Source organism: Rhodococcus sp. BP-160, assembly GCF_019836205.1.
Lineage (GTDB): Bacteria > Actinomycetota > Actinomycetes > Mycobacteriales > Mycobacteriaceae > Rhodococcoides.
Genome location: NZ_JABUEK010000002.1, coordinates 888,052 through 914,582 on the forward strand (window position 1 = coordinate 888,052; position 26,531 = coordinate 914,582).

The window sequence follows — 26,531 nt, forward strand, 5'->3', positions numbered from 1 at the left end:
GAGGTGTCGATCATGACGCGATACATCGGTCGTACCGCCGAGGAGTCCGCAGCAGTGCCGCCTGCCGCGGGGGAGTCCCTGCCGTCCGACGCCGTCCTGCCTGCCGACGCTGCTGCTGACGAGGCCGCGACGGAGCCCGTGCCCTCCAGGGTGGAGCCTGCCGATCCGACAGCGCGCACCGATGCCCTGACACCGGAGCCGGTCGCACCCGCCGCGGAGCCCGTGCCCGATCCGGCACCCTCCTCCGCCACCCCCACTGCGCCGTCGTCCGCGTCCCGGCGCGTTCGTGCGCGGCTGGCCCGCCGCATCACCGCGCAGCGCAACACCGCGGTCAAGCCGGTGCTCGAGCCGTTGGCCGGCACCCACCGGTCGATGTACCCGAAGGCGGATCTCGGTCTGCTGCAACGCGCGTACGACGTGGCCGACGAGCGGCACGCCTCGCAGATGCGCAAGTCGGGTGACCCGTACATCACGCACCCGCTCGCGGTCGCCAACATCCTGGCCGAGCTGGGAATGGACACCACGACGCTCGTCGCGGCGCTGCTGCACGACACCGTCGAGGACACCGGCTACTCGCTGGACCAGCTGCGCACCGAGTTCGGCGACGAGGTCGCCCATCTCGTCGACGGCGTGACGAAGCTCGACAAGGTCGCGCTCGGCACCGCCGCCGAGGGCGAGACCATCCGCAAGATGATCATCGCGATGGCGCGGGATCCGCGGGTGCTGGTCATCAAGGTGGCCGACCGGCTGCACAACATGCGCACGATGCGCTTCCTGCCGCCGGAGAAGCAGGCGCGCAAGGCGAAGGAGACCCTCGAGGTCATCGCACCGCTCGCGCACCGCCTCGGCATGGCGACGGTCAAGTGGGAGCTCGAGGACCTCGCGTTCGCGATCCTGCACCCCAAGAAGTACGACGAGATCGTGCGCCTCGTCGCCGACCGGGCCCCGTCACGCGACACCTATCTCGCCAAGGTGCGCGCCGAGATCAACGCGACCCTGTCGGCCTCCCGCATCAGTGCCGTGGTCGAGGGTCGGCCCAAGCACTACTGGTCGATCTACCAGAAGATGATCGTCAAGGGCCGCGACTTCGACGACATCCACGATCTGGTCGGCGTGCGCATCCTGTGCGACGAGATCCGGGACTGCTACGCCGCCGTCGGCGTGGTCCACTCGCTGTGGCAGCCGATGGCCGGACGGTTCAAGGACTACATCGCGCAGCCGCGCTACGGGGTCTACCAGTCGCTGCACACCACGGTCGTCGGTCCCGAGGGTAAGCCTCTCGAGGTGCAGATCCGCACCCGCGACATGCATCGCACCGCCGAGTTCGGCATCGCCGCGCACTGGCGATACAAGGAGACGAAGGGCCGTCACTCCGGTGACGCGACCGAGCTCGACGACATGGCGTGGATGCGCCAGCTGCTCGACTGGCAGCGGGAGGCCGCGGACCCGGGGGAGTTCCTCGAGTCGCTGCGGTACGACCTCGCGGTCAAGGAGATCTTCGTCTTCACCCCCAAGGGCGACGTGGTGACCCTGCCCGCCGGATCGTGTCCCGTGGACTTCGCCTACGCCGTGCACACCGAGGTGGGGCACCGGTGCATCGGTGCCCGCGTCAACGGGCGCCTCGTCGCACTGGAGCGTCAGCTCGACAACGGCGAGGTGGTCGAGGTCTTCACCTCGAAGGCCCCGACGGCCGGACCGAGCCGCGACTGGGCCACCTTCGTCGCGTCGCCGCGTGCGAAGACCAAGATCCGCCAGTGGTTCGCCAAGGAACGTCGCGAGGAAGCGCTCGAGGCCGGCAAGGACGCCATCGCCAAGGAGGTGCGGCGCGGAGGACTTCCGTTGCAGCGCTTGATGAACGGCGAGTCCATGTCGGCCATCGCGCACGAGCTGCGGTATGTCGACGTCTCGGCTCTCTACACCGCGGTGGGGGAGAACCACGTCTCGGCGCAGCACGTCGTGCAGCGTCTCGTCGCTCACCTCGGCGGTGTCGGCGATGTCGAGGAGGAACTGGCCGAGCGGTCCACCCCGTCCACCATTCCCACCCGTCCGCGCCGCGTCGGCGACGCAGGGGTCATGGTGTCGGGTGCGGACGGCGTCGTCGCCAAGCTGGCGAAATGCTGCACCCCGGTGCCGGGAGACGACATCATGGGCTTCGTCACCCGCGGTGGCTCGGTGAGCGTGCACCGCACCGATTGCACCAACGCCGGGTCGCTGCAGACGCAGTCGGAGCGGCTGATCGAGGTCGAGTGGGCCCCGTCGCCGTCGTCGGTGTTCCTCGTCGCGATCCAGATCGAGGCACTCGATCGCCACCGTCTGCTCTCCGACGTCACGAAGGCGCTGGCCGACGAGAAGGTCAACATCCTGTCGGCGTCGGTGACCACCTCGGGCGATCGGGTCGCCATCTCGAAGTTCACCTTCGAGATGGGTGATCCCAAGCATCTGGGCCACGTGCTCAACGTGGTGCGCAACGTCGAGGGCGTGTACGACGTGTACCGCCTGACCTCGGCGGCCTAGAGCTCGACACACCCCCGGCGAGTACGTCCGACGTGTCGTGATCCCGTCCGGAATCGCAACACTGTCGGCGTACTCGCGGGAGTGTGCGGGGTGAGCCGTCAGGCCAGGTCGAGCCGCACCGTGTTCAGGGTGGTCGCGAGAGCCGGCGCACCGTCCTGCGCGCCACCCTCGACGCCCGCTGCGGCGATCTTGTCGAGCGTCGCGAGGCCGGTCTCGTCGATCGTGCCGAACACCGTGTAGTTCGGGGGCAGCTGCGAATCGCCGAACACGAGGAAGAACTGGCTGCCGTTGGTGTCGGCGCCGGCGTTCGCCATCGCGATGGTTCCGCGGGGGTACAGGACGGGCGACTGCAACGCGGCCGGATCGTCGGCGTACTGGTCCGTGGGGAACTCGTTGGCGTACTGGTAGCCCGGGCCGCCCGTTCCGGCGCCGGTCGGGTCACCGCACTGCAGGACCTTCAGGCTGTCGGCCGTGGTCAGACGGTGGCAGGGAGTGGCGTCGTAATAGTTCTGCCCGGCCAGCGAGGCGAAGCTGTTCACGGTGCAGGGCGCCTTCGTGGCGTCGAGAGACAGGCCGATCGGGCCCTGCGAGGTGTCCATGCTGACGCTGACGTTGTCGTCCGTGGTGGGCACGTTCTCGGTCTGCGGAGCGTTCGCCGGCTTCGCGGCAGTGCCGCCCGCAGGGTAGGAGCAGCTCACGGTCTCGGGCAGCGGTTCCGAGCGGCCGGCGGGCAGCATGCCCTCCGGGGTCGCGTTCTCGCTGGTGGGGGAATCGGAGGCCTCGACGGCGGTGTCGTCGTCGCCGCGTGTCACACCGATGGCGACAGCGACGCCGCCGATGACGACGACCAGTCCGATGACGGCGGCGGCGATGGTCGCCTGCTTGCGTCGTCGCGCCCGAGCGGCACGGTTCTCGAGCTGGCGTTCGAGCTTGCGCTTGGCAGCGTCACGTCGTTGTTCGTTCGTCGGCACGGTTGGCGTTCCTCTTCTCGCTGGAGCGGGTGAGCAGCAGAAGTGTGCCAGGCTTCCCTGAGAGGCACCTGACCCGGTGGACGGCCGAGGTGCCTGCCCCACGTTCCGGGGCGCCCGGTCGCACCGCCTACGCTGGTGGCATTCGTCCGATCGCGGATCGCTGCACCGCAAAGCATGAGGAGTCCTTCACTGTGCGTGTCACCGGATTCCCCGCCGGCATGTTCCAGACGAACTGCTACGTCGTCAGTCGGGACGAGGGGACGGACTGCATCGTCGTCGATCCCGGCCAGGACGCCGCGGCGCCGCTCTACTCGTTCCTCGACGACGCGGGCCTGACGCCCATCGCAGTGCTCCTCACGCACGGCCACCTCGATCACATGTGGGACGCGACGCCGGTGTGCGCGCGCTTCGACATTCCCCTGTACGTCCATCCCGACGACCGCCACATGCTCACCGATCCGGCGTCCGGTATCGGCCCGGTCCTGGCGCCGCTGATCGCGCACTCCACCTTCGAGGAGCCCGCGACGGTGGTGGAACTGGCGCACGGCGACGTTCTCGACGTGGCCGGACTCGGTGTCACCGTCGCGCACACGCCCGGTCACACCCGTGGCTCCGTCGTCTTCCGTCTCGACGGGGGCGAGCAGCAGGTGATCTTCTCGGGGGACACGCTCTTCGCGGGATCGATCGGCCGCTCCGATCTGCCCGGCGGCGATCACGAGCAGTTGCTCGCCTCGATCGCCGAGCACCTGCTGTGCCTCGACGACGAGACCGCCGTGTTGCCCGGACACGGCGAGTCCACCACCATCGGCGCGGAACGCGGCAGCAACCCGTTCCTCGTGGGACTCGGTGGTGTGCGATGACCGGCGACACACAGCGCATCCAGCCGTTCGCCGCCCCCAAGGGCGTCCCGGACTACCTGCCACCCGACTCCGCGACCTTCGTGACCGTGCGCGACGGTCTCACCGCCGCTGCCCGGGCCGCGGGCTACGGCCACATCGAGCTCCCCATCTTCGAGGACACGGCGCTGTTCGCACGCGGCGTGGGTGAGTCCACCGACGTGGTGAGCAAGGAGATGTACACCTTCGCCGACAAGGGTGACCGCAGTGTCACGCTGCGACCCGAGGGCACCGCCGGCGTGATGCGCGCGGTCATCGAGCACAGTCTCGACCGCGGAGCGCTCCCGGTGAAGGTCAGCTACTCCGGCCCGTTCTTCCGCTACGAGCGCCCCCAGGCCGGTCGGTACCGGCAGCTGCAGCAGGTCGGCGTCGAGGCCATCGGGGTCGACGATCCTGCGCTCGACGCCGAGGTCATCGCCGTGGCCGACAGTGGCTTCCGGAGCGTCGGTCTCACCGGTTTCCGGCTCGAGCTCACCTCGCTCGGCGACGAGACCTGCCGCCCGCAGTACCGCGAGCTGTTGCAGGACTTTCTGTTCGGTCTCGAGCTGGACGAGGACACGCGTCGCCGCGCCGAGATCAATCCGCTCCGCGTCCTGGACGACAAGCGACCGCACGTCCGTGAGATGACGGCCGACGCACCGTTGATGATGGACCACCTGTCGGAGTCGGCTCGCGTCCACTTCGACACCGTGCGTGCCCATCTCGACGCGATGGGCGTGCCGTACGTGGTCAATCCGCGCATGGTGCGCGGTCTCGACTACTACACGAAGACCACCTTCGAGTTCGTCCACGACGGTCTCGGTGCGCAGTCCGGCATCGGCGGCGGTGGACGGTACGACGGCCTCATGGCGCAGCTCGGCGGGCAGCCCCTGTCGGGCATCGGTTTCGGTCTCGGCGTGGACCGCACGGTGCTCGCTCTCGCGGCCGAGGGCGTCGCGCCCGCGTCGACGGCCCGGTGCGAGGTGTACGGCGTGCCCATGGGTCCGGAGGCCAAGCTGCGTCTCGCGGTGATCGCCCGGGAACTTCGGGCCGCCGGCGTCCGCGTGGACCTCTCCTACGGCGACCGCGGAATGAAGGGCGCCATGAAGGGTGCCGACCGTTCCGGTGCCCGCCTCGCGCTGGTGCTCGGTGATCGCGATCTCGAGGCCGGAGAGATCGGCCTCAAGGACCTGGCGACCGGCGAGCAGTCGTCGATCCCGCTGTCCGAGGCCACCGCTCGCGTGCGTGCCACGCTGTCGCCAGTGATCTGACCATGGCCGACAGAGGGCTGGTGGCGCTCGATCTGGTGCCGCCGGAGCTCATCGTTCCGCGGCTCCGCGTCGCCGGTGCGGTGTTCGCCGTGGTCGGTGCCGTGCTCGGTGTCGTCGCCGGACTGTTGATCTCGCCGTACGTCGGTGTCGCTCTGGGAGCTGCGCTCGTCGCCACTGCAGGGTTCGCCGTCGTGTCGGGCGGCCGCAGACGCGTGTGGATCGATCACGGTGTGGTGAGCCGGCGCGGGTCGTTCCGCGTGCGACGGGTCAACCTGTCGGACGCGACGAAGGTCGAGGTCCTCGTGCGGGTCGCGCGCGTCAGCCAGGTGCTGATCCGTGTCGGCGACTCGTCCGGCGACGTCACGGTCGGCGTGGCGATGTACACGACCGACGGCGGTCGCGAACTGCAGCCGATCGCGCTGCGCGCGGTGGCGGACGGACTGGCCTCCTCCCCGCTCGCGTCGGCTCTGGCGCTGTCGTCGGTACTGGTGACCCAGCTTCACGCCGAGGCCCGCGAGGCCGGGCTGTCGGAGCGCCCGCTCTATCGGGCGATCGACGTGGTCCGCACGTCCGGGCGAGCCCCGGCGACCGTGCTCACCGACGCCGAGGTCGCGGCTCTCACCGACTGATCGGCCGAGCGGCGTCGAGCAGTGTCGTGGCCGTGTCACGCAGCGACGCCGTCGAGCCCGTCCACCCCAGCACGCGCACCGCGGCGTCGGCGATCGTGTCGGGCGTCGCGAGGGAGTGCCGCGTCGATTCCGCATCGGACCGGGCGCTGATCACCGATTCGACGATGCGGAACGGGAGGGGTGTGAGTTCCTCGGAGACCACCAGCGTGCCGATGTCGACGAGAGCGTCCCGCGACAGCGAGGCGTAGAGCGCCATGAGGTCGGAGCGACGAGTGCGGAACTGTTCGAACCGTGCGCTGCGCAGTTCGGGGACGAGGTACAGGGCGCCGAGGTTCCATCGCGAGGTCATGAGCTGGTCCGCGTCGAACCACACCAGGGCATACAGCGCGCTCGGGGCGTCGGCCGCGGCGTCACGCAGCGCCTGCGCACAGGCCAGGGGTGCGTCGACGGTCCCCACCAGCAGCGCCGCGAGCATGTCGTCCTTGGTGGCGAAGTGGTGATACAGCGACGCCTGCCGGACCCCGACCGCGTCGGCGATCATGCGGGTGGAGGTGCTGGTGACACCCCGCGTCGTGAACAACTCCGCCGCCGCGTCGAGGATCTCCTCCCGCGCCGTGGCTCCCGGTCGCTTACGGGTGGTGAGCCGGGGACGCCCGGCACCGGTGGTGGTCATCGACTACGTGACCAGGAACGCGTCGACCACGGACTGGGTGCCCTGACGCGAGCCGGAGGTGACGATCACGGCCCTGTTCAGGTAGGCGAGCGTCCGGATCGACGTGGACACCGTGAGGGTGCCGCGGAAGTAGTAGAGAGCGGACTCGACGTCCTCCCCGCGATCGAGGGCCTCGACGACCTCGGCCGATCCGAAACGTACGGAGTTCAGCGTCAACCGCATCACGGCGCCCGGGTCGTCCGACTCGACGTCGGCCAACAGGTCGGTGGAGTACGTGGTCGATCCGTCCGCTCGGACGTGGGCGTGCTCGGCACCGACGGCGCGGACGACGGCCTCGACCCCGGGCCCACTCAGCACACCACCCACGACGGGTGCCACGGACTCCGCGCCGACGGGAGTGTCGCCGAGCTGCACCGGATCCGCGGTGCGCAACACGATGCGCAGCAGCGGCTCGAGCGTGGGAGCGGTCGGTTCGATCGACGCGGACGGGTCCGTGGGTTCGGTCACGCGCTCGACCGTATCCGATCCACCTAGTGCCCTCCTGCCTACTTCCCGGCCGGCCTCCGGCCTCCCCGCCGACTTCCCGGCCGGGCTCCGCCCTCCCCGCCTACTTCCCGGCCGGCCTCCGGCCTCCCCGCTCCGACGCCCGGCGCCACGCGCTGAACGACCGCACCGACGATCGGGTCGGACGCACCAACCACGGCCACGGGTGCACCTCCACCGGATCGAGGGCGGCCGCGATGCGTGCCCACCCCGGTACCGGGGCGTGGGTCGCGGCGAGGCGCCGTCCGGCGAGCTCCTCGGTGACCCGTCCCCGTCGTACCTCCAGAGGCCGGACGGCGGCGAGCTCGCCGAGTGTCTCGGCGAGGAAGACCAGTCGCTTGCCGGACAATCGCAACCGTCGGAGCAGCGGCTCGTCGAACACGAACACCGCGGGGCGGGCGTCGTCGGCCGCGAGGGCCGGATCCGCGCTGCCGAGCGACTCCGCCGTCAGCCACACCTCGTCGCCGTCCTCACCCACGGTATCCGCGGGGCCGGCCGGGGTGTCGCCGGTGGCCAGGCTCGGTCCGTCGACCGACGGGCCGAGAGCGGCCGTCGGCCAGTCCTGAATGGGACACGCGGACGACAGCGCGCACGATCGGCACAGGCTGGGTGCGCGTTTCTCCACCTGCCAGCGACTGAACCCGTAGACCTTGCCGCTGCCGGTACCGACGGTCCACTGCCAGCCGAGTCGGTTGGCCGCCCTCGAGCCGTCGAGGAGATGGGTGAACATCTCGTCCTCGCCGTCCCGCCATGTCGCGCCGGCTCGCACGGCCCACTGCGACGCCAGCCACATGCGCGTCTGGTTCACCAGCCACCCGTCCTCGTGCAGCTCGTCGACGACGGACTCCATGCAGCGCATCCGGGCCGGCCACGGATCGTCGGACCAGGTGTCGTGCGCCGAGACGGCCGGACGGGGCTGCTCGCGCGTGAGTGACGCCCCCAGGCGCGAGCCCACCCGTGCGTACAGGTGGCGGGCGTACTCCTGCCACAGCAACTCGTCGCGGTAACGAGACCGGTCCCGGGTCGGCGCGTCCGCCACCGCGTCCCACACCTCGCTCAGCGTGAGCAGGCCGTGCCGGATGTACGGCGACATGCGACTCGCCCCGCGCCGCGACGGCGGTTCCACCGTGCTGCGGGACCGGGCGTAGCCCGTGATGTCCAGGCTCGCGAGAGCGGCGTCGGCTGCCGACTGTCCGCCGCGCAGACCGCCCGCCCGGATCTCCTCGGGCTCTTCGAGGGTGAGGTCACCGAGGTGCTCGGCGACCCAGGCGACGACATCGTCGGACCGGGCGCCGTCCGCAGGTGACGGGGGAGACGGGAGGAGGGCCATGTCCACCGACACTACCGAAGAGTTGACACCTCGATAGAACGGATGTTCGACTGTCTGCGATTCGTCGATCGATCGTGTGTTCGAGGCATCGGTGTGCCGGGGTCGCCGGAGAACAGGAGGGGTCATGCGGTGGGACGGTCAGACACTCGACGCTCCCGACGGGGCGCTTCCCGGCCTCGAGCGCACCGGGCTGGTGCGTGCCGGTCTGGTCCGCACCGTCCGCACGCCCGAGTTCGAGGGCGTCACCTTCCACGAGGTGCTCTGCAAGAGCGCCCTCAACCGGGTGCCCGAGGAATCGGCGCTGCCGTTCCGCTGGACCATCAACCCCGCGCGCGGGTGCTCGCACGCGTGCCGCTACTGCTTCGCCCGGCCGACCCACGAGTACCTCGACCTCGATGCGGGCCGCGACTTCGACTCGCAGATCGTGGTCAAGACCAACATCGTCTCGGTGCTGCGCAAGGAGCTCGCCCGCGCCTCGTGGAAACGTGACCCGGTCGCCCTGGGCACCAACACCGACCCGTACCAGCGCGCGGAGGGTCGCTACGAGCTCATGCCGGGCATCATCCGGGCGCTCACCGAGTCCGGTACCTCGTTCTCGATTCTGACCAAGGGCACGTTGCTGCGACGGGATCTGCCGCTGCTCACCCTCGCCGCTCAGCAGGTGAACGTGCAGGTGAGTGTCAGTCTCGCCTTTCACGACGAGGATCTGCAGAAGTCCCTCGAGCCGGGGGCGCCGTCACCGCGCGCTCGCCTCGACATGATCCGGGCCATCACGGACGCTGGTCTGTCGTGCCACGTGCTCATCGCGCCCGTCATCCCGTTTCTGACCGACAGTCCCAAACACCTCGGCGCCCTGATGGCGGCCCTGGAAGAGGCGGGCGCGACCGGTGTGACCGCGCTGCCGATGCATCTGCGGTCCAGCACCAAGGAGTGGTTCATGAGCTGGCTCGCCGAGCATCATCCGGCTCTCGTGCGCCGCTACCGGGTGCTCTACGGACGCGGGGCGTACGTCAGCCCCGAGTACAAGCAGTGGCTCCGCGACAAGGTGGAACCGTTGCGGGAGAAGCACTCTCTGACGGGGCTCGATCCGGCCGGTGCGCGGCGTGTGGCCAGGGCAGCTCCCGCGGAACCCGCTCCGGAACCGGCGATGACCCTGTTCTGAGTCGACCGGTCAGAAGCCGGGGGTCACGCCGATGTGCTCGAGGTAGCGCCGAGCCGAGCGGACCACCGCGCCGTGAGCGTCCTCCTCGACGACCCGGTCCCACCACGCCCCGACGATGCGCTCGAAGGCCACGTTCTCGAGGAGGGCGACCGTCCGGCGGATCGTGTCGGGATGTTCGGGGATCAGGTTGGGGTAGCTGTACATGAACGAGACCCATCGGCGGTCGGACACCACCTGGACGATGTCCCCGGTGCACAGCGCGCCGCGGCCGTCGGTGCCCGGCCAGTGCAGCACCGAACCGCCCGCGAAGTGCACCCGGGTGTTGATCAGCGTCCGCCCCGGCAGTATCTCCAGGGAGTCGCCCGACCACGTGCGGATGTTGCCGGCGCGGGGCAGCCACGCACGGTCGGACTCGTGCACGTAGATCGGCACGTCGCCGAAGGCCTCGCTCCACTCGACCATCGCGCTGTAGTAGTGCGGGTGGGACAGAGCGACGGCCGACACGCCGCCCAGTTCGGTGACACGGGCGATCGCGGCGTCGTCGATCGTGGTGATGCTGTCCCACAGCAGATTTCCGCCGTCGCCGGGGACCAGCAGCGCGCGTTGGCCGATCGCGAAGGTCGGCTCGGTGCCGATGCCCCACAGGCCCGGGTACTCCTCGCGCACCACGGTCCGGTGCGACGCCGACACCTCGGCGACGGTGGTCCACCGCTGGCCGCCGCGTCCGACGTACTGGCGCTCGTCGGTGCAGATCGGGCACTCGTCCGGATCGACGCGGTCGAACTGCACGCCACACGTCTCACAGACCGGCAGCTCCGTGCGGGACGACATCAGCGGACGGACGACGGGTCGTTCAGATCCGACGCGTCGTAGGTGTTGCAGGCGGCGACAGCTCCCGTGCGGTAGCCGGCGTCGAACCACGCCTGTCGCTGGTCGGACGAGCCGTGGGTCCAGCCCTCCGGGTTCACGCGGCCCGTCGAGGCCTGCTGGATCCGGTCGTCGCCGACGGACGACGCGGCCGACAACGCGTCGGACACGTCCTGGTCGGTGAGCGGATCGAGCAGCGGCTCGGAACTGCCGGGTGCGGGAACGTCGTCGGCCTTGTTCGCCCACACGCCGGCGTAGCAGTCGGCCTGGAGCTCGGTGCGCACGGCGCCGGACTCGGGTCCGTTCGGGTCGGCCTGCGCCCGGCCGATGTCGCCCAGCTGGTTCTGGATGTGATGGCCGAACTCGTGGGCCACGACGTACTCCTGCGCGAGCGGGCCGCCGCTGGAACCGAACTGGTCGACGAGCACCTGGAAGAATCCGGTGTCGAAGTACGCGGTGGAGTCGGCGGGGCAGTAGAACGGGCCGACGTCGGACGTCGCGGCGCCGCACCCGGTGGAGACCTGACCGGAGAAGATGTCGACCTCGGGGCGCTCGTACGGCACGCCCGTCTGCGCCGCCAGCTCGGCGTCCCACACCTGATCGAGACTGTTCACGGTGGCCGTGACCCGGCAGTCGACATTCGCGTTGGCGTCGGCCCCGGTGTCGCAGTTCTCGATGGCGCCGCTGCCCGAGTCCTGCGACGTGGCCTCACCGCCGCCGAGCTGCCCGATCACCGACGACGGGTCGCCGCCGAGCAGCAGAGTGATCACCACGATGACGATGCCGCCGAGACCGCCGCCGACGGCGATGCCCTTGCCGCGGCCACCGGAGGACCGTCGAACCCGGGAGGAGTCGATCCTGGCGTCGGGGTCGAACGTCATGAGTCACCACTTTCGTCGGCGTGTGCGGCTCACAGCTTCGCACGTGGCCACCACCGACACAGCGCTGTTTCTCCCGGCGTCGGGGTGGGCTCGAATGGTCCGTAGGATCACCAGCTGTATTCGTCTACTTCTGGAAGGACTCCTGTGCTGCGCACGCACCTCGCCGGTTCGCTTCGAGCCGAGCACGCGGACCGACACGTCACCCTGACCGGTTGGGTCGCTCGACGGCGCGATCACGGCGGAGTCATCTTCATCGACCTGCGTGACGCCTCCGGAGTGGTCCAGGCCGTGTTCCGCGACGGTCCGGCGGCCGAGCAGTCGCACCGCCTGCGGTCGGAGTTCTGCGTCAAGATCACCGGCATCGTCGAGCTCCGCCCCGAGGGCAACCAGAACCACGAGATCCAGACGGGCGCCGTCGAGGTGAACGTGACCGAGCTGGAGGTGTTGGGCGAGAGCGCGCCGCTGCCGTTCCAGCTGGACGAGACTCCGGGCGAGGAAGCGCGGCTCAAGTACCGCTACCTGGACCTGCGTCGCGCCGGACCCGGTCATGCGATCCGACTGCGCTCGAAGGTCAACGCGGCGGCACGGTCCGTCCTGGCCCACCACGAATTCGTCGAGGTGGAGACGCCCACGCTGACACGCTCGACCCCCGAGGGTGCCCGCGACTTCCTGGTTCCCGCGCGACTCCAGCCGGGAAGCTTCTACGCACTCCCGCAGAGCCCGCAGCTGTTCAAGCAGTTGCTCATGGTCGGCGGCATCGAGCGGTACTACCAGATCGCCCGCTGCTACCGGGACGAGGACTTCCGCGCCGACCGGCAGCCGGAGTTCACTCAGCTCGACGTCGAGATGAGCTTCGTCACGCAGGACGACGTCATCGTCCTCGCCGAGGAGATCCTCACCTCGCTGTGGAACCTGATCGGCCACGAGATCACCACACCCATCCCGCGCATGACCTACGCGGACGCGATGCGCCGCTTCGGTTCCGACAAGCCCGATCTCCGCTTCGGCGTCGAGCTCGTGGAGTGCACCGAGTACTTCGCCGAGACGCCGTTCCGCGTCTTCCAGGCGCCGTACGTCGGCGCCGTCGTCATGCCGGGCGGTGCGTCGCAGCCGCGTCGTCAGCTCGACGCGTGGCAGGACTGGGCGAAGCAGCGCGGCGCCAAGGGCCTCGCGTACGTCCTGGTCCAGGAGGACGGCACCCTCGGTGGTCCCGTCGCCAAGAACCTGTCGGACGCCGAGCGCGACGGACTCGCCGCCCACGTCGGCGCGAAGCCCGGTGACTGCGTCTTCTTCGCGGCCGGCCCCGCCAAGGCGCAGCGCGCACTGCTCGGTGCCGCCCGCGGCGAGATCGCCCGCAAGCAGGGCCTCATCGACGAGAACGAGTGGGCCTTCGTCTGGATCGTCGACGCGCCGCTGTTCGAGCCGACGTCCGATGCCACCGCCAGCGGCGACGTCGCCGTGGGTTCCGGCTCGTGGACCGCCGTGCACCACGCCTTCACCTCGCCGAAGCCCGAGTCGATGGACACCTTCGACACCGACCCCGGCAACGCCCTGGCCTACGCGTACGACATCGTCTGCAACGGCAACGAGATCGGCGGCGGCTCGATCCGTATCCACCGCAAGGACATCCAGGAGCGCGTCTTCGCGATCATGGGCATCGACGCGGAGCAGGCGCAGGAGAAGTTCGGCTTCCTCCTCGACGCCTTCGCCTTCGGTGCGCCGCCCCACGGCGGTATCGCTTTCGGCTGGGACCGCATCACGGCCCTGCTGGCCGGAGTGGACTCCATCCGTGAGGTCATCGCATTCCCGAAGTCGGGCGGCGGCGTCGATCCGCTGACCGACGCGCCGGCTCCGATCACCCCGGCGCAGCGCAAGGAGTCGGGTATCGACGCGAAGCCTGTTCCTCGTCAGACGCCGGGTGGCGCATCGGGCGAGAAGCCCGCGTCGGAGGGCCCCACGACCTAGGGTCGAGGCGTCGCCGGTCACGCGTCGACGACGCGCGGACGGAGAGTGCATGCAGAACCTCAGGGTGGTCAGTCCGGCGGACCGGACCGACGAGGTGCTGCGGGTGCTCGACGAGACTCCCGGCGTCGCTCACGTCGTCGTTCTGCGCGGTGCCGCCGTGCGCCCGGAGGGCGACGTCGTGGACGCCGTCGTCGTGCGGGAGTGCGCGAATCAGGTTCTCGACGGTCTGCGTTCGTTGCGCCTGACCCACGACGGAGCCATCACCATGCAACCCGTGGAGACGGTGCTGTCGGACGCGGCGCGCACCGCGGAACAGGACGCGCCCGGTGACCCGGACGACTCGATCGTCTGGGACGAACTGGTCGGACGTACGCGGGAGGAATCGTCCCTCACCCTGACGTTCGTCGCCTTCCTGACCATCGCGCTGCTGCTGGCGGCCATCGGCGTCGTGACCGACTCGCCGGTCACCATCGTCGGTGCGATGGTGGTGGGACCCGAGTTCGGTCCGCTGGCAGCGCTGTCGGTCGGCCTGGTGCGTCGTCAGCGATCACTGATCCGTCGATCGTTGCTGGCGCTGCTCGTGGGTTTCCCGACCGCGATGGTCATCACAGCGCTGGGGGCGTTCGGGGCCGAGGCCCTCGGATGGATCCGACCGGAGGCGATGGACGACCTGCAGCAGGTCGACTTCATCTACCAGGTCGGTCCGTTCTCTCTCGTCGTGGCTCTGCTCGCCGGCGCCGCCGGCATGCTCGCGCTGGTGTCGGCAAAATCGGCCGCCCTGGTCGGGGTCTTCATCTCCGTGACCACCGTTCCGGCAGCAGGTTTCGCCGTCGTCGCGGCCACGGTGGGGAGCTGGCGCATCGCCGCTCTGTCCGCAGGACAGCTGGGTATCAACCTCCTCGGCATCGTCGTCGCGGCGACCTTCGTGCTCTCCCTGCACCGGCGATCGGCTCGGGCACAGGCGGACAGGTAGATTTCTCGCGGACGTGCGCCGAGCGCGGTGCCGGTCGTCTGCGGAGGGGGAGTTGCGTGCAGCAGGGTGAGGCCACATCTCCCGTGCTCGCGGCGTACCTCGACGAGATCCGTCCGGACGGCCACGACGACCTCGTGGAGAACGCCGTCGACGGTGGTCCGCGGCTACGAGAGCGCTGGGCGGCCCTCCCCGGCGCCGAGGACGTGACCCCGGCTGATCTCGCCGCCGCACAGTTGCGCGTGGGCCGTCTGGTGGACGACTCCGGCATCACCTACAACGACACGGCGGACGCGTCGTCCGAATCGCCGTCGTCGACGCAGTCCGGTGCGCGGTGGGAGCTCGACGTGGTGCCGACGGTGGTGTCGGCGCCGGACTGGGACCGGCTCGAGGCCGGCATGCTGCAACGCTCGCGCATCCTCGACGCGGTGCTCACCGATCTGTACGGCGAGCGCACCCTGATTCGCCGCGGTCTGCTGCCGCCGGAGATCGTCTTCCGGCATCGCGGCTATCTCCGAGCCGCGCACGGCATCACCATCCCCGGCCCACATCAGCTGTTCTTCCACGCGGCGGACATCGCCCGATGCACCGACGGCGAGTTCCGAGTCCTCTCCGACCGCACTCAGGCACCGTCGGGCGCCGGCTACGCCCTGGCGGACCGGTCGATCGTCGCGCGTGCGGTACCGGCTGTCTTCGGCCGGGTGGCGCCCCGTCCCGCGAGCACCTACGTCGGTGCGATGCGCGTGGCCCTCGTCGAGGTGGCGCCTGCCGCCGCCGAGAACCCGCTCGTGGTGGTGCTCAGTCCCGGTGTCTGGTCGGAGACGGCGTTCGACCAGGCGCATCTCGCCTCGGTGCTCGGATTCCCCTTGGTCGAGTCCGCTGATCTGGTCGTCCGCGACGGCGCCCTGTGGATGCGCTCGCTCGGCACCCTGCGCCGCGTCGACGTCGTGGTGCGCCGTGTCGACGACGACTACGTGGATCCGCTCGACCTGCGCCCCGAGTCACGCCTCGGTGTCGTGGGACTGCTCGAGGTCGCGCGGCGCGGAGCCGTCACCGTGGTCAACACGATCGGCAGCGGCGTCCTCGAGAACGCGGCGCTGTTCGGACGGCTGCCGGAGCTGGGCCGGGCGCTGCTCGGGGAGGAGCCCCTGCTCGACTCGGTCCCGGCCTTCTGGGCGGGGGATCCACACGGCCTGTCGCACATCGTCTCTCGTATCGGTTCGCTCGTGGTGTACGCGATCGGCTCGCACGAGAGCGTCGTCGGTCCCGCGCTGTCCATGCGCGAGCGGGACGAGCTGGTGCGGCGGATCGGGGCGGACCCGACGGGGTGGGCGGCGCGGGCGATACCGGACCTGGCGACGTCGCCCGTCGGGCCGGTCGGTCATCGCCGGCACGACGCCGCCGTGCTGCCGAGGCCCGTCGGCATCCGACTGTTCGACGTGGCCGGGCGCCGGGGCTACACCCCGATGACGGGCGGTCTCGCCCAGGTGTTGGTCACGGATCCGCCGTCGGAGCCCATGGCCACGACCGCTGCCAAGGACGTGTGGGTGCTGGCCGAGCGTCGCGGCCGGTCGGATCAGCCGGACGTGTCGAGCGCCGTCGACGCACCGCGTCCGATGGGTGGACGCCGTCCCCGTGTCATCGACTCGGTGAGTACGCCGCGTGTGCTCGACGACCTGTACTGGATGGGTCGCTACGGCGAGCGTGCCGAGGCGACGGCCCGCCTGCTGGTGGCCGCGAACCAGATGGTCCGCGATCATCGCGGCGAGACGCCGTTCGGGGAGCAGGCGCGGTCCGACACGGACGTCGCCCTGGCCGTGGTGCTCGACGCGGTGACCGCGGTGACCGCGACGGCGCCGGGGTTCCGCGCCGCGACCACGCGGTCGGACCTGCTCGCGGAGTTCCGGTCGCTGACGGTGCGGACGCGGCGCACCGGTTCGCTCGCGCACGCCGTGGCGGCGTTGCAGACGTGTGCCCGCGCGGTGCGGGATCAGCTGGGCGAGGACACCTGGGCGGTGTTCAACCGGCTCGACACCGCGCTCGCCGAGTGTGCGGCGTCGCCGGTGTCCGACGAGGCGGGGCTCTGGTCGACGCAGAGCCGTGTCGTGGGGTCGATGCTCGCCGTCGCCGGTCTGTCGGCCGAGTCGATGGTGCACGATCCGGGCTGGTTCCTCATGGACACGGGCAAGCGCATCGAGCGCGCTCTGCAGATCACCGCCCTGCTCGCCGAGACCGTGGGCACCGCACGCCCACCGGCCGTCGAGCAGGCCGTGCTCGGGGCGGTGCTGAACGCCGCCGACTCGTCGGTCACCTACCGGCGCCGCTATCGCGGTGCTCCCGAGGTGGGCGCCGTGGCCGAGCTCGTGCTCTTCGACGGCGGCAACCCGCGCTCGGTCATCCACTCGGTGGAACGAGCAGCGGTGAACCTGGCGTCGCTGCCCGGATCGACGGGGACCTCCCGCACCGATCGGGCGCTCGAGCGCATCGTCGCGACGCTGCGCCGAGTCGACCCGTCCGATCTCGAGGACGTCGACGCCACCGGGACCCGATCGGAGTTCGACGACGTCGTCCGGTCGGTGCACACCGATCTGCTCGACCTCTCCGAGTCGATCACCGCGGCGCACCTGACGCTGCCCGGCGGCACGCAGCCGTTGTGGGGACGCGGCGGCGGACGGGTGTTGTCGTGACCGATCACGAGGGTGCGCGGTGGTACGCCATCACCCACCGCACCGAGTACGTCTATCAGGGCACCGTGTCGTCGTCGTACGGCCGCGGCCACCTCTTCCCGCGCTCGACCTCGGAGCAGCGGTGTCTCGACGCCTCCGTCACCGTGACGCCGACGCCGACCGACCGGTCCACCGGTGTCGACCTCTTCGGGAACGAGGACGTCTACTTCCACGTCACCACCGATCACGACCGGTTGTGCGTGACCGCGCGCGCCCTGGTCGCCGTGGACCCTCCCGACCCCGCTCGCCTCACCACCCGGGCTGCGACGACGGCGTGGGAGAGTGCTCGTCCCACCGGGGTCGACGGGGCCCTGGACGTCGACTTCGTGCTCGATCTCGTGCCACCGGAGATCACCGACGAGGTGCACGAGTACGCCGCGCTCTCGCTGACCGAGGGCCGCCCGTTGGTGGAGGCGGTGTTCGACCTCAACCACCGGATCCACACCGACTTCGCCTACCTGTCGGGGTCGACGACCATCTCGACGACCGTCGCGGACGTCCTCGCCGCCCGGACCGGTGTGTGTCAGGACTTCGCGCGGGTCGCCGTCGCGTGCCTGCGCTCGCACGGCCTCGCCGCGCGCTACGTCTCCGGCTACCTCGCGACTCAACCGCCGCCGGGCAAGGAACGCATGGTGGGTGTGGACGCCACCCACGCCTGGGCGGCGGTGCGGTCACCGGACGGCTCGTGGCTGGCCTTCGACCCGACCAACGACCAGTGGGTGGACGAGCGCTACGTGACGGTGGCGTGGGGCCGTGACTACGACGACGTCCCTCCGCTGCGCGGCATCATCTACACGGAGTCGGCGGGGAGCCGCATCGCCGTGTCGGTCGACGTCGCGCCGATCGTCCGAGCCGTCTGACCTCGGATCTTGCCTCTCGTGGGCACCGCGGTGCCAGCGGCGCCCCCGAGCTGTCGGGAGAGTGCGATAGGGTCGAGAAACCGCACAGCGAGCCCGTTTCATCGACTGTGGAGCGGGGAACCCGATCCTGCTCCGGCAGTACGCACACAGCATCACAGGCGGCCCTCACGGGCCGACGCGAGTACGGAAACGAGGAATGACCTGCCCGTTCACGAACGAGGTGGGTCGGACAATCGATGACGGCAATGTTGGCAGATCCGGTCACCGAAGCAGTGGCAGCAGCACGAGAACTCCTCACCAGACGCACGGGAGCATCGGTGACCCTGGTCGACCCGGTCGATCTCGGCGGCAGCGGGCGCACCGTGGTCATCCGTGTCCGGGTGGCCGAGAACCCGTTCCAGTTGCCCCGCACGCTCGTGATCAAGCAGGTCCGCGAGACGTCCACGGAGTCGGTGTCCCGCACGGGTCTCGGCGCCGGAGACCACACGGCGTTCCTGCGCGAAGCGGTCTCGTACCAGTTCGCCACCGCCCTCGCGACGCACACCCGTCCCGGTCCCTCCCTCATCGCGTACGACCTGAAGGAACGGCTCCTCGTCCTCAGTGACCTGGGGGACGCCGCGCCGTTCACCAGTCTGATCGCGAACCCCGATCCGTCGTCCGTCACCAACTCGCTCATGGCTCTGGCCCAGGCACTCGGGCGGATGCACGCCGCCACGTTCGGCCGCGAGGAGGATTTCGGGGCGCTCCTCGGTCGCGCCGGCGTCGCCGATTCTCGGGACGGGCTGGCCGATCAGGTCGCGGTGGCCCAGTCGGACGTCCCGGCGATGCTCGCCGCGGATCTCGGCATCGAGGTGCCGCCCGCGGTCGCCGCCGCCGTCGCCCGCGCGGCCAAACTCTTCGGTTCCGGCGGACACCGCGCCTTCAGTCCGTCGGACCTGTGCCCGGACAACATCATCGTCAACGACGAGGGCGTGCGATTCCTGGACTACGAGTGGGGAGGCTTCCGGGACGCCACTCTCGACGTGGCCTACACGCTCCTGTCCTACCCCGGCTGCCTGTGCCGTCTCGATCTCACGCCGGAACGCGCCGAGGCCATGGTCGATGCGTGGCGCGCCGAGGTGGTCGGAATCTGGCCGCACCTCGCCGACGACGACGTGCTGCACGCCAAGTTGCTGGACGCCCAGTTGGTGTGGGCCTGGCTCACGACGCACTGGTTCCTCCCCGACGACGACACCCGCAACGCCGCACTGCGTCGGCACCACCTCTCGGTGCCCCGCGCCGCCGCGCTGACCACGCGGTGGTCCATCCTCTCGGAGTACGCGCGCTTCGTCGGGCACCACGACCTCGCGGACTTCGCGGGCGATGTCCGGCAGGCACTCGCGGCGCGGTGGCCCGCCGCCGCGTCCTGACCGTCCGATGAGCGCCGACGACTCCCTCTTCGACGACGACACCGCTGCTCCCGACGGGGACGCGTTCGTCCCGTCCCCGCGTGCGAGCACACCGGGTGCGCCGCTGGCCGTGCGGATGCGTCCACGGTCGTTGGACGAGGTCGTGGGCCAGGGCCACCTCCTCACCCCGGGTGCCCCGCTGCGCCGCCTGGTGGAGGGGTCCGGGGCAGCGTCGGTCATGCTCTACGGCCCACCCGGCACCGGCAAGACCACGCTCGCGTCCCTGATCTCGGGTGCCACCGGCCGCAAGTTCGAGGCCCTGTCCGCGCTCTCCGCGGGCGTCAAGGACGTCCGGGCCGTGATCGACCTGGCGCGTCGCCGGCTGCTGAACAACGAGCAGACCGTGCTCTTCATCGACGAGGTGCACCGGTTCTCCAAGACCCAGCAGGACGCCCTGCTCGCCGCCGTCGAGAACCGGATCGTGCTGCTCGTCGCCGCGACGACGGAGAACCCGTCGTTCTCCGTCGTGTCGCCGCTGCTGTCACGGTCCCTGGTGCTGCAGCTCCGGTCGCTCACCGGCGACGACATCCGCGAGGTTCTCACGCGGGCCCTGGCGGACGAGCGCGGTCTCGGCGGGTCGGTGACGGTGACCGACGAGGCGCTCGGACACCTCGTGCGGCTGGCCGGCGGTGACGCTCGACGGGGTCTGACAGCGCTCGAGGCGGCCGCCGACACTGCGGGTGCGGGCGGCACCGTGGATCTCGAGACCGTGGAGAAGAGTGTCGACCGAGCCGCGGTGCGGTACGACCGGGACGGTGACCAGCACTACGACGTCATCAGCGCGTTCATCAAGTCGATCCGCGGTTCCGACGTCGACGCGGCCATGCACTACCTCGCCCGGATGATCACCGCCGGTGAGGACGCACGCTTCATCGCTCGCAGGCTCGTGGTGCACGCCAGCGAGGACATCGGCATGGCCGACCCCACCGCGTTGCTGGTCGCGACGGCGGCGTCGCAGGCGGTGCAGACGATCGGGATGCCCGAGGCGCGGCTCGCCCTCGCCCAGGCCACCATCCACCTCGCCACCGCACCGAAGTCCGGTGCCGTCACCAGCGCGCTGTCCGCGGCGATGGCCGACATCGCGGCGGGGAAGGCAGGCGCCGTGCCGCCGCACCTGCGCGACGGGCACTACACGGGAGCCGCCTCACTGGGCAACGCGGTGGGCTACAAGTTTCCGCACGACGACCCCGACGGTGTGCTCGCCCAGCAGTACCCGCCGGACGAGCTGGTGGGCGCCGACTACTACCGGCCCACCAACCACGGAGCGGAGCGAGACCTCGAGACGCGCGTCGGCAAGCTCCGCAGAATCGTGCGTGCTCTCGCGCGCTAGGGTGTTTCCGTGCAGACTCACGAGATTCGCCGTCGTTTCCTCGACCATTTCGAGAAGCTGGGACACACCCCCGTCCCCAGCGCCTCGCTGGTCCTCGACGACCCGAATCTGCTGTTCATCAATGCCGGCATGGTGCAGTTCGTCCCGTACTTCCTCGGGCAGCGCACCCCGCCGTTCGCGCGTGCCGTGAGTGTGCAGAAGTGTGTGCGCACCGGCGACATCGAGAACGTGGGCGTGACCACCCGCCACAACACGTTCTTCCAGATGGCCGGCAACTTCTCGTTCGGCGACTATTTCAAGCGCGAGGTCATCGGCTTCGCGTGGTCACTGCTCACCTCGTCCGTCGAGGACGGTGGCTACGGCTTCGATCCCGAGAGGATCTGGGCCACAGCGTATCTCGACGACGACGAGGCCATCCAGATCTGGAAGGACGTCGCCGGTCTGCCCGACGAGCGCATCCAGCGCCGAGGCATGGCCGACAACTACTGGTCCATGGGCATTCCCGGACCCTGCGGGCCGTGCTCGGAGATCTACTACGACCGCGGACCCGAGTTCGGCAAGGAGGGCGGTCCGGAGGCGGACGAGGACCGCTACATCGAGATCTGGAATCTCGTGTTCATGCAGAACGAGCGCGGACAGGGGACGTCGAAGGACGACTTCGAGATCCTGGGGCCGTTGCCGCGCAAGAACATCGACACCGGTATGGGTGTCGAGCGCGTGGCGTTCCTGCTGCAGGACGTCGACAACGTCTACGAGACCGATCTGGTCCGTCCCGTCATCACCGACGCCGAGGCACTGTCCGGCCGTCGGTACGGGGAGAACCACGACGCGGACGTACGGTTCCGCGTCATCGCCGATCACGCCCGCACCGCGGTCATGCTCATCGCCGACGGCGTGACGCCGGGCAACGACGGCCGTGGCTACGTGCTGCGGCGTCTGCTGCGCCGGATCGTGCGCAGCGCACGCCTGCTCGGTGCCGAGGACCCCTCGATGGCGCGGTTCGTCACGGTCGTCCGCGACACGATGGCCGAGTCGTACCCGGAACTGGTCGAGGACTTCGCGCGCATCGAGTCCGTCGCCGTCGGCGAGGAGAAGGCGTTCCTCGCGACCCTCACGTCCGGATCGCGTCTCTTCGACAACGCCGCTCAGGCCGTGACCGCGTCCGGCGGCACCCGCATCAGCGGTGACGAGGCCTTCGTCCTGCACGACACGTACGGCTTTCCCATCGACCTCACACTCGAGATGGCGGCCGAGGCGGGCCTGCAGGTCGACGAGGCCGGATTCCGCACGCTCATGGCGGAGCAGCGTAACCGTGCGAAGGCCGATGCGCAGTCGCGCAAGCACGCGCACACCGACCTGACGGTGTACAAGGAGTTCGTCGACCGTGGTCCCACCGAGTTCACCGGTTTCGACGAGCTGGACAGCGAGGCAACGGTTCTCGCGATCATCGCCGGGGGTGTGCGGGTGCCCACCGCCGCTGCGGGGGAGAAGGTCGAGGTCATCCTCGACCGCAGCCCGCTGTACGCCGAGTCCGGCGGACAGCTCGCGGACATCGGCACCCTCACGGGCCCGGGACTGAGTGTCACCGTGGGCGACGTGCAGAAGATCGCGAAGACCGTGTGGGTGCACAAGGTCACCGTCGACGAGGGGCAGCTCACCGAGGGCGACGTCGTCACCGCGCACGTCGACCAGCAGTGGCGCCGCGGCGCCACCCAGGGACACTCCGGCACGCACATGGTGCACGCCGCACTCCGCCAGATCCTGGGCCCGAACGCGGTACAGGCCGGATCGCTGAACAAGCCCGGCTACCTGCGGTTCGACTTCACGTACCAGGGTGCGTTGTCGGAGTCGCAGCGCGAGGACATCGAGTCCGTCACCAACGACGCCGTCGCGTCCGACTTCGCGGTCAACACCTTCGTCACCGATCTCGACGACGCCAAGGCCATGGGGGCGATGGCGCTGTTCGGTGAGAACTACGGCGACGAGGTCCGGGTCGTGGAGATCGGCGGACCGTTCTCGATGGAACTGTGCGGCGGCACCCACGTCCAGCACTCGTCGCAGATCGGCCCGGTGACGCTCCTCGGAGAGTCGTCGGTCGGGTCGGGCGTGCGACGCGTCGAGGCCTTCGTCGGCCTCGACTCGTACAAGTACCTCGCCAAGGAGCGGGCGCTGCTCGCCGGTGTCGCCTCGTCGCTCAAGGTGCCCACCGACGAGGTGCCCGCGCGGATCGAGAACCTCGTCGAACGGCTCCGCGTCGCCGAGAAGGAGCTCGAGGCCACTCGCGCCGCCGCCGTGCTCTCGTCCGCCGGGTCCTACGTCGACACGGCGCGCCGGGTCGGGTCGCTGCTCGTCGTCGCGGAGCCCGCGCCGGCCGGCGTCGGTGCCGCGGATCTGCGCACCCTCGTCGGCGACGTTCGCGGCCGGTTCGGCACGCAGCCCGCGGTGGTGGCGCTGTTCGGAGACGTCGACGGCAAGGTGCCGTTCGTCGTGTCGACGACCAAGGCCGCGCAGGAACTCGGCGTGAAGGCCGGTGAACTGGTGGGTGCCTTCGGTCCGAGCATCGGCGGCCGCGGCGGTGGCAAGGCCGACACCGCGCAGGGAGCCGGGTCCGACGCGTCGGGTATTCCGGCGGCGATCGAGGCTCTGCTCGGTCGCGTCACCGAGATCGCCGGGAACTCCTGACGGTGGCCGCCGGCAGCTCCGCGCCCGACCGGCCGGGCGCCGACGACCCGGGGCGGGGGCGGCGGCTCGCGATCGACGTCGGGAGCGTGCGCGTCGGCGTGGCGTCCTCCGATCCCGACGGCACCCTCGCCACACCCGTCGAGACGGTCCCGCGCGCGGCGAAGACACACACCGACTCGGCCGACGTCCAGCGGATCGTCGCGCTCGCAGAGGAGTACGAGGCCGTCGAGATCATCGTCGGTCTACCGCGCACTCTGCGCGGCGAGCGCGGAACCGCCGCCACGCTGGCTGTCCGTTTCGCCCGAGTCCTGCACCGTGCGCTGCCCGGCGTGCCGGTGCGGCTGTCCGACGAACGCTTGACTACGGTGAGTGCCGCGCGTGGTCTTCGAGACAGCGGCGTCCGCGCGAGAGACCAACGGTCGATGATCGACCAGGCGGCCGCGGTCGCCATCCTGCAAGGGTGGCTCGACGAGCGCCGCAGTGTCCTGGCGCGAGAGATGGTCGCCCAGGCGAACGAGGAGGGGGCAACGGTGCCCGAGAATCACGGTCCGGAGCAGGACACACCGGGGACGACCCCGTGACGGACGACGGTCGTGGACAGCGGCCCGACCGACGCGACGAGTGGGACACCGACGAGCTGAATCTCCCGGTCGACGACCTGCGCCGTCAGCCGCTCGCCGACGACCGCCGCGCCCGTCCTGCGCGAGTGGCGTCGGGTCCCGGTGACCGCCCGAGCCGCGCGAGCCGCGCGGACACCCGCCGCGACCGCGCCGCGGCCGGTCGCAAGCGTCGCTCGCGCATCATCGGCGGACTCGGTGTGCTGGTCCTGGTCGGCCTCGTGGCCGTCGGAGGTGTGTGGGGAGTGTCGAAGTTCACCGGCGGCGGGGCCGCGGTCGCGGAGGACTACCCGGGTCCCGGCGGCGACGCCGTGGTGGTGCAGGTCGCCTCGGGCGACACCGCGCAGGAGATCGCGACCGAGATGGCGGACAAGGACGTCACCGCCAGCTCGGCGGCCTTCTACGAGGCCGCGGTCCAGAACACCGCGATGACCTCCGTGCAGCCCGGTTTCTATCGGATGCGCTCGCAGATGGCGGCGGCCGACGCCGTCTCCGCACTGGTGGACCCGGCATCGCGAGTGGGCCAGATCCAGATCGCCGAGGGCCGTCAGCTGCACGACTCGACCGATGTCAACACCGGCGCCGTCCGCAAGGGCATCTACACGCTGATCTCCGAGGCCAGTTGTGCTGTCGGAGAGGGTCTTCCGTGCGTGACATACGACGACCTGAACCTCGCGGGTGCGGGGGACGATCCTTCCGCACTCGGTGTCGCCGACTGGGCGACCGACGCGGTGCGGCAGGTGCCGGATCGCGATCGTCAGCTCGAGGGGCTCATCGCCGCGGGCACGTTCAACTTCGACCCCAGCGCCGCACCGACGGACATCCTGCGTCAACTCGTGTCCGAGAGTGCCGCGATCTACGAGGACACCGGTCTACTGGAGGCAGGCGCCTCCTCGGGTCTCGACCCGTACCAGGTGCTCGTGGCGTCGTCTCTCATCGAGCGCGAGGCGTTGCCGCAGGACTTCGCCAAGGTGGCGCGCGTCATCCTCAACCGTCTCGCCATCGGGCAGCGTCTGGAGTTCGACTCCACGGTCAACTACTCGCTGGACACCACCGAGGTGGCCACCACCGACGCCGACCGTGCGAACGTCACGCCGTGGAACACGTACGCCAAGGAGGGTCTGCCGGCGACGCCGATCTGCTCTCCCGGTGTGGCAGCGGTGCAGGCCGCCGAGGCTCCCGAGCCCGGCAACTGGCTCTACTTCGTCACCATCAACGCCGCCGGTGAGACGCTCTTCACCGACGACTACCAGGTGCACCTGGACAACATCACGAAGGTCGAGGGCGGGTTCCTCGACAGCGGCCGGTGACGTCCGTCTCCGATGCCTCGTCGACGAGGCGCGCGGCCGTTCTGGGGTCGCCGGTGGCGCACTCGCGTTCACCGATCCTGCACGCGGCGGCGTACCGGGAGCTCGGGCTCACCGGGTGGTCCTACGAGCGGGTGGAGTGCACCGCGGAACGGCTTCCGGAGTTCGTGGACGGCCTCGGACCCGAGTGGGTGGGACTGTCGGTGACGATGCCGGGCAAGTTCGCGGCTCTGGCCTGTGCGACCGAACGAACGCAGCGCGCAATCGCTGTGGGCTCGGCGAACACCCTGGTACGCACCGACTCGGGCTGGCGCGCCGACTGCACCGACGTCGACGGTGTCACGGGCGCCCTCGGCACGGTCGGTGTCCGTGACCTGTCGGGAGCGTCGGTGGTCGTCGTCGGGGCGGGCGGAACGTCCCGCCCGGCGCTCGTCGCTCTGCGTGATCTCGGGGCGAATGCGGTCACCGTCGTCTCGCGGGACGAGGAGCGGGCGGAGGGAGCTCTGGTCTGTGCGCGCGACGCCGGTCTCACCGCCCGGTGGAGTGCACCGGACGACGACGCGCTGCCGCGAGCGGTCGCGGACGCGGCAGCCGTGGTGTCCACCGTCCCGCCCGAGGGCGGCGCTGCGATGATCGACGCACTGCGCGGGACGCGCGTGCTGCTGGACGCGATCTACCACCCGTGGCCCACGCCGCTGGCCGCCGCGGTCGAGCAGTCCGGTGGCGTCGTCGTCGGCGGCCTCGCGATGCTGCTGCACCAGGCCTTCGGTCAGGTGGAGCAGTTCACCGGTATGCCTGCCCCGCGTGCTGCGATGGAGCGGGCTCTGCGGGAGTCCTGATCATCCCCGGGTGCGCCGTCGTCCCCGGGCGGGTCGCCGCGGCACGGATCATGGGAGTCACCGGTGCCACC

Annotated in this window: 21 protein-coding genes; 15 read left to right on the forward strand and 6 right to left on the reverse strand. The window is 70.3% G+C overall.

Annotation, left to right across the window (positions count from 1 at the left end; genetic code table 11):
• The first annotated feature begins 12 nt into the window (after positions 1 to 12).
• On the forward strand, positions 13 to 2,514 hold the full coding sequence (locus HQ306_RS10655) for a bifunctional (p)ppGpp synthetase/guanosine-3',5'-bis(diphosphate) 3'-pyrophosphohydrolase (protein ID WP_261769381.1): 2,502 nt from the start codon (positions 13 to 15) through the stop codon (positions 2,512 to 2,514).
• A gap of 98 nt (positions 2,515 to 2,612) precedes the next feature.
• Here HQ306_RS10655 and HQ306_RS10660 read toward each other — a convergent pair whose 3' ends face one another.
• Complete coding sequence (locus tag HQ306_RS10660) at positions 2,613 to 3,485, reverse strand: peptidylprolyl isomerase (protein ID WP_027505233.1); 873 nt, start codon at positions 3,483 to 3,485, stop codon at positions 2,613 to 2,615.
• Positions 3,486 to 3,676: 191 nt separating this feature from the next.
• On the opposite strand from HQ306_RS10660, the gene HQ306_RS10665 reads away from it, so the two are divergent.
• From HQ306_RS10665 to HQ306_RS10675, 3 genes are read left to right on the forward strand one after another with little or no spacing between them, the layout of a single operon-like run.
• On the forward strand, positions 3,677 to 4,345 hold the full coding sequence (locus HQ306_RS10665) for an MBL fold metallo-hydrolase (RefSeq protein ID WP_027505234.1): 669 nt from the start codon (positions 3,677 to 3,679) through the stop codon (positions 4,343 to 4,345).
• Positions 4,342 to 5,631: a histidine--tRNA ligase gene (hisS, locus tag HQ306_RS10670; RefSeq protein ID WP_222631013.1), complete on the forward strand. Its 1,290-nt coding sequence runs from the start codon at positions 4,342 to 4,344 to the stop codon at positions 5,629 to 5,631. The genes HQ306_RS10665 and hisS overlap by 4 nt, the downstream gene beginning before the upstream one ends.
• A 2-nt stretch (positions 5,632 to 5,633) precedes the next feature.
• Positions 5,634 to 6,260, forward strand: a complete 627-nt coding sequence (locus tag HQ306_RS10675) for a hypothetical protein (RefSeq protein WP_222631015.1) — start codon at positions 5,634 to 5,636, stop codon at positions 6,258 to 6,260.
• Here HQ306_RS10675 and HQ306_RS10680 read toward each other — a convergent pair.
• The 3 genes from HQ306_RS10680 to HQ306_RS10690 all read right to left on the reverse strand — a co-directional run bounded on the left by HQ306_RS10680 (position 6,250) and on the right by HQ306_RS10690 (position 8,806).
• The gene (locus HQ306_RS10680) at positions 6,250 to 6,933 is read right to left on the reverse strand and encodes a TetR/AcrR family transcriptional regulator (protein WP_222631017.1); all 684 of its coding nucleotides are present in this window, start codon (positions 6,931 to 6,933) and stop codon (positions 6,250 to 6,252) included. The genes HQ306_RS10675 and HQ306_RS10680 overlap by 11 nt on opposite strands.
• A gap of 3 nt (positions 6,934 to 6,936) precedes the next feature.
• Positions 6,937 to 7,440 carry a DUF3237 domain-containing protein gene (locus HQ306_RS10685; protein ID WP_056444756.1) on the reverse strand — a complete coding sequence of 168 codons (504 nt, stop codon included), beginning with the start codon at positions 7,438 to 7,440 and terminating at the stop codon, positions 6,937 to 6,939.
• Positions 7,441 to 7,540: 100 nt separating this feature from the next.
• A complete protein-coding gene (locus HQ306_RS10690; protein ID WP_222631019.1) occupies positions 7,541 to 8,806 on the reverse strand; it encodes an FAD-binding domain-containing protein in 1,266 nt (421 codons plus the stop codon).
• Positions 8,807 to 8,930: 124 nt separating this feature from the next.
• Between HQ306_RS10690 and HQ306_RS10695 the strand changes: the two genes are divergently transcribed.
• A complete protein-coding gene (locus tag HQ306_RS10695) occupies positions 8,931 to 9,968 on the forward strand; it encodes an Rv2578c family radical SAM protein (protein ID WP_056444753.1) in 1,038 nt (345 codons plus the stop codon).
• Between the two features lie 9 nt (positions 9,969 to 9,977).
• On the opposite strand, the gene HQ306_RS10700 is transcribed toward HQ306_RS10695, so the two are convergent.
• The gene (locus HQ306_RS10700; RefSeq protein ID WP_222631021.1) at positions 9,978 to 10,757 is read right to left on the reverse strand and encodes an MBL fold metallo-hydrolase; all 780 of its coding nucleotides are present in this window, start codon (positions 10,755 to 10,757) and stop codon (positions 9,978 to 9,980) included.
• Between the two features lie 41 nt (positions 10,758 to 10,798).
• On the reverse strand, positions 10,799 to 11,716 hold the full coding sequence (locus HQ306_RS10705; protein ID WP_027505242.1) for a neutral zinc metallopeptidase: 918 nt from the start codon (positions 11,714 to 11,716) through the stop codon (positions 10,799 to 10,801).
• A gap of 144 nt (positions 11,717 to 11,860) precedes the next feature.
• Here HQ306_RS10705 and aspS point away from each other — a divergent pair, with 144 nt between their 5' ends.
• The 10 genes from aspS (at position 11,861) to HQ306_RS10755 (ending at position 26,460) form a co-directional block, all read left to right on the forward strand.
• Complete coding sequence (aspS, locus tag HQ306_RS10710) at positions 11,861 to 13,681, forward strand: aspartate--tRNA ligase (protein WP_222631023.1); 1,821 nt, start codon at positions 11,861 to 11,863, stop codon at positions 13,679 to 13,681.
• Positions 13,682 to 13,730: 49 nt separating this feature from the next.
• On the forward strand, positions 13,731 to 14,654 hold the full coding sequence (locus tag HQ306_RS10715; RefSeq protein ID WP_056444744.1) for a DUF389 domain-containing protein: 924 nt from the start codon (positions 13,731 to 13,733) through the stop codon (positions 14,652 to 14,654).
• Positions 14,655 to 14,710: 56 nt separating this feature from the next.
• The gene (locus HQ306_RS10720; protein WP_056444741.1) at positions 14,711 to 17,338 is read left to right on the forward strand and encodes a circularly permuted type 2 ATP-grasp protein; all 2,628 of its coding nucleotides are present in this window, start codon (positions 14,711 to 14,713) and stop codon (positions 17,336 to 17,338) included.
• Entirely contained in the window at positions 17,335 to 18,237 is a 903-nt protein-coding gene (locus HQ306_RS10725) for a transglutaminase family protein (protein WP_056444737.1), read from the forward strand. Before HQ306_RS10720 ends, HQ306_RS10725 begins: the two co-directional genes overlap by 4 nt.
• A gap of 236 nt (positions 18,238 to 18,473) precedes the next feature.
• Complete coding sequence (locus tag HQ306_RS10730; RefSeq protein WP_027505245.1) at positions 18,474 to 19,646, forward strand: kinase; 1,173 nt, start codon at positions 18,474 to 18,476, stop codon at positions 19,644 to 19,646.
• A 7-nt stretch (positions 19,647 to 19,653) separates the two neighbouring features.
• Positions 19,654 to 21,015 carry a replication-associated recombination protein A gene (locus tag HQ306_RS10735; protein WP_222631025.1) on the forward strand — a complete coding sequence of 454 codons (1,362 nt, stop codon included), beginning with the start codon at positions 19,654 to 19,656 and terminating at the stop codon, positions 21,013 to 21,015.
• Positions 21,016 to 21,024: 9 nt separating this feature from the next.
• Entirely contained in the window at positions 21,025 to 23,697 is a 2,673-nt protein-coding gene (gene alaS / locus HQ306_RS10740; RefSeq protein ID WP_222631027.1) for an alanine--tRNA ligase, read from the forward strand.
• 2 nt (positions 23,698 to 23,699) lie between these two features.
• Positions 23,700 to 24,278 carry a Holliday junction resolvase RuvX gene (gene ruvX, locus HQ306_RS10745; protein ID WP_051613214.1) on the forward strand — a complete coding sequence of 193 codons (579 nt, stop codon included), beginning with the start codon at positions 23,700 to 23,702 and terminating at the stop codon, positions 24,276 to 24,278.
• Positions 24,275 to 25,624 (forward strand): endolytic transglycosylase MltG, encoded by a 1,350-nt coding sequence (mltG, locus tag HQ306_RS10750; RefSeq protein WP_222631574.1) that lies wholly within the window; start codon positions 24,275 to 24,277, stop codon positions 25,622 to 25,624. The genes ruvX and mltG overlap by 4 nt, the downstream gene beginning before the upstream one ends.
• On the forward strand, positions 25,621 to 26,460 hold the full coding sequence (locus HQ306_RS10755) for a shikimate dehydrogenase (RefSeq protein WP_222631029.1): 840 nt from the start codon (positions 25,621 to 25,623) through the stop codon (positions 26,458 to 26,460). Before mltG ends, HQ306_RS10755 begins: the two co-directional genes overlap by 4 nt.
• Positions 26,461 to 26,531 lie beyond the last annotated feature (71 nt).

Excerpts from the sequence above, each read along its gene's own strand:
- HQ306_RS10730 (WP_027505245.1), top strand. The coding sequence starts at position 18,474 with ATGACGGCAATGTTGGCAGATCCGGTCACCGAAGCAGTGGCAGCAGCA.
- hisS (WP_222631013.1), top strand. The coding sequence starts at position 4,342 with ATGACCGGCGACACACAGCGCATCCAGCCGTTCGCCGCCCCCAAGGGC.
- HQ306_RS10735 (WP_222631025.1), top strand. The coding sequence starts at position 19,654 with ATGAGCGCCGACGACTCCCTCTTCGACGACGACACCGCTGCTCCCGAC.
- HQ306_RS10695 (WP_056444753.1), top strand. The coding sequence starts at position 8,931 with ATGCGGTGGGACGGTCAGACACTCGACGCTCCCGACGGGGCGCTTCCC.
- HQ306_RS10690 (WP_222631019.1), bottom strand. The coding sequence starts at position 8,806 with ATGGCCCTCCTCCCGTCTCCCCCGTCACCTGCGGACGGCGCCCGGTCC.
- HQ306_RS10680 (WP_222631017.1), bottom strand. The coding sequence starts at position 6,933 with ATGACCACCACCGGTGCCGGGCGTCCCCGGCTCACCACCCGTAAGCGA.
- HQ306_RS10655 (WP_261769381.1), top strand. The coding sequence starts at position 13 with ATGACGCGATACATCGGTCGTACCGCCGAGGAGTCCGCAGCAGTGCCG.
- HQ306_RS10705 (WP_027505242.1), bottom strand. The coding sequence starts at position 11,716 with ATGACGTTCGACCCCGACGCCAGGATCGACTCCTCCCGGGTTCGACGG.
- HQ306_RS10675 (WP_222631015.1), top strand. The coding sequence starts at position 5,634 with ATGGCCGACAGAGGGCTGGTGGCGCTCGATCTGGTGCCGCCGGAGCTC.
- HQ306_RS10715 (WP_056444744.1), top strand. The coding sequence starts at position 13,731 with ATGCAGAACCTCAGGGTGGTCAGTCCGGCGGACCGGACCGACGAGGTG.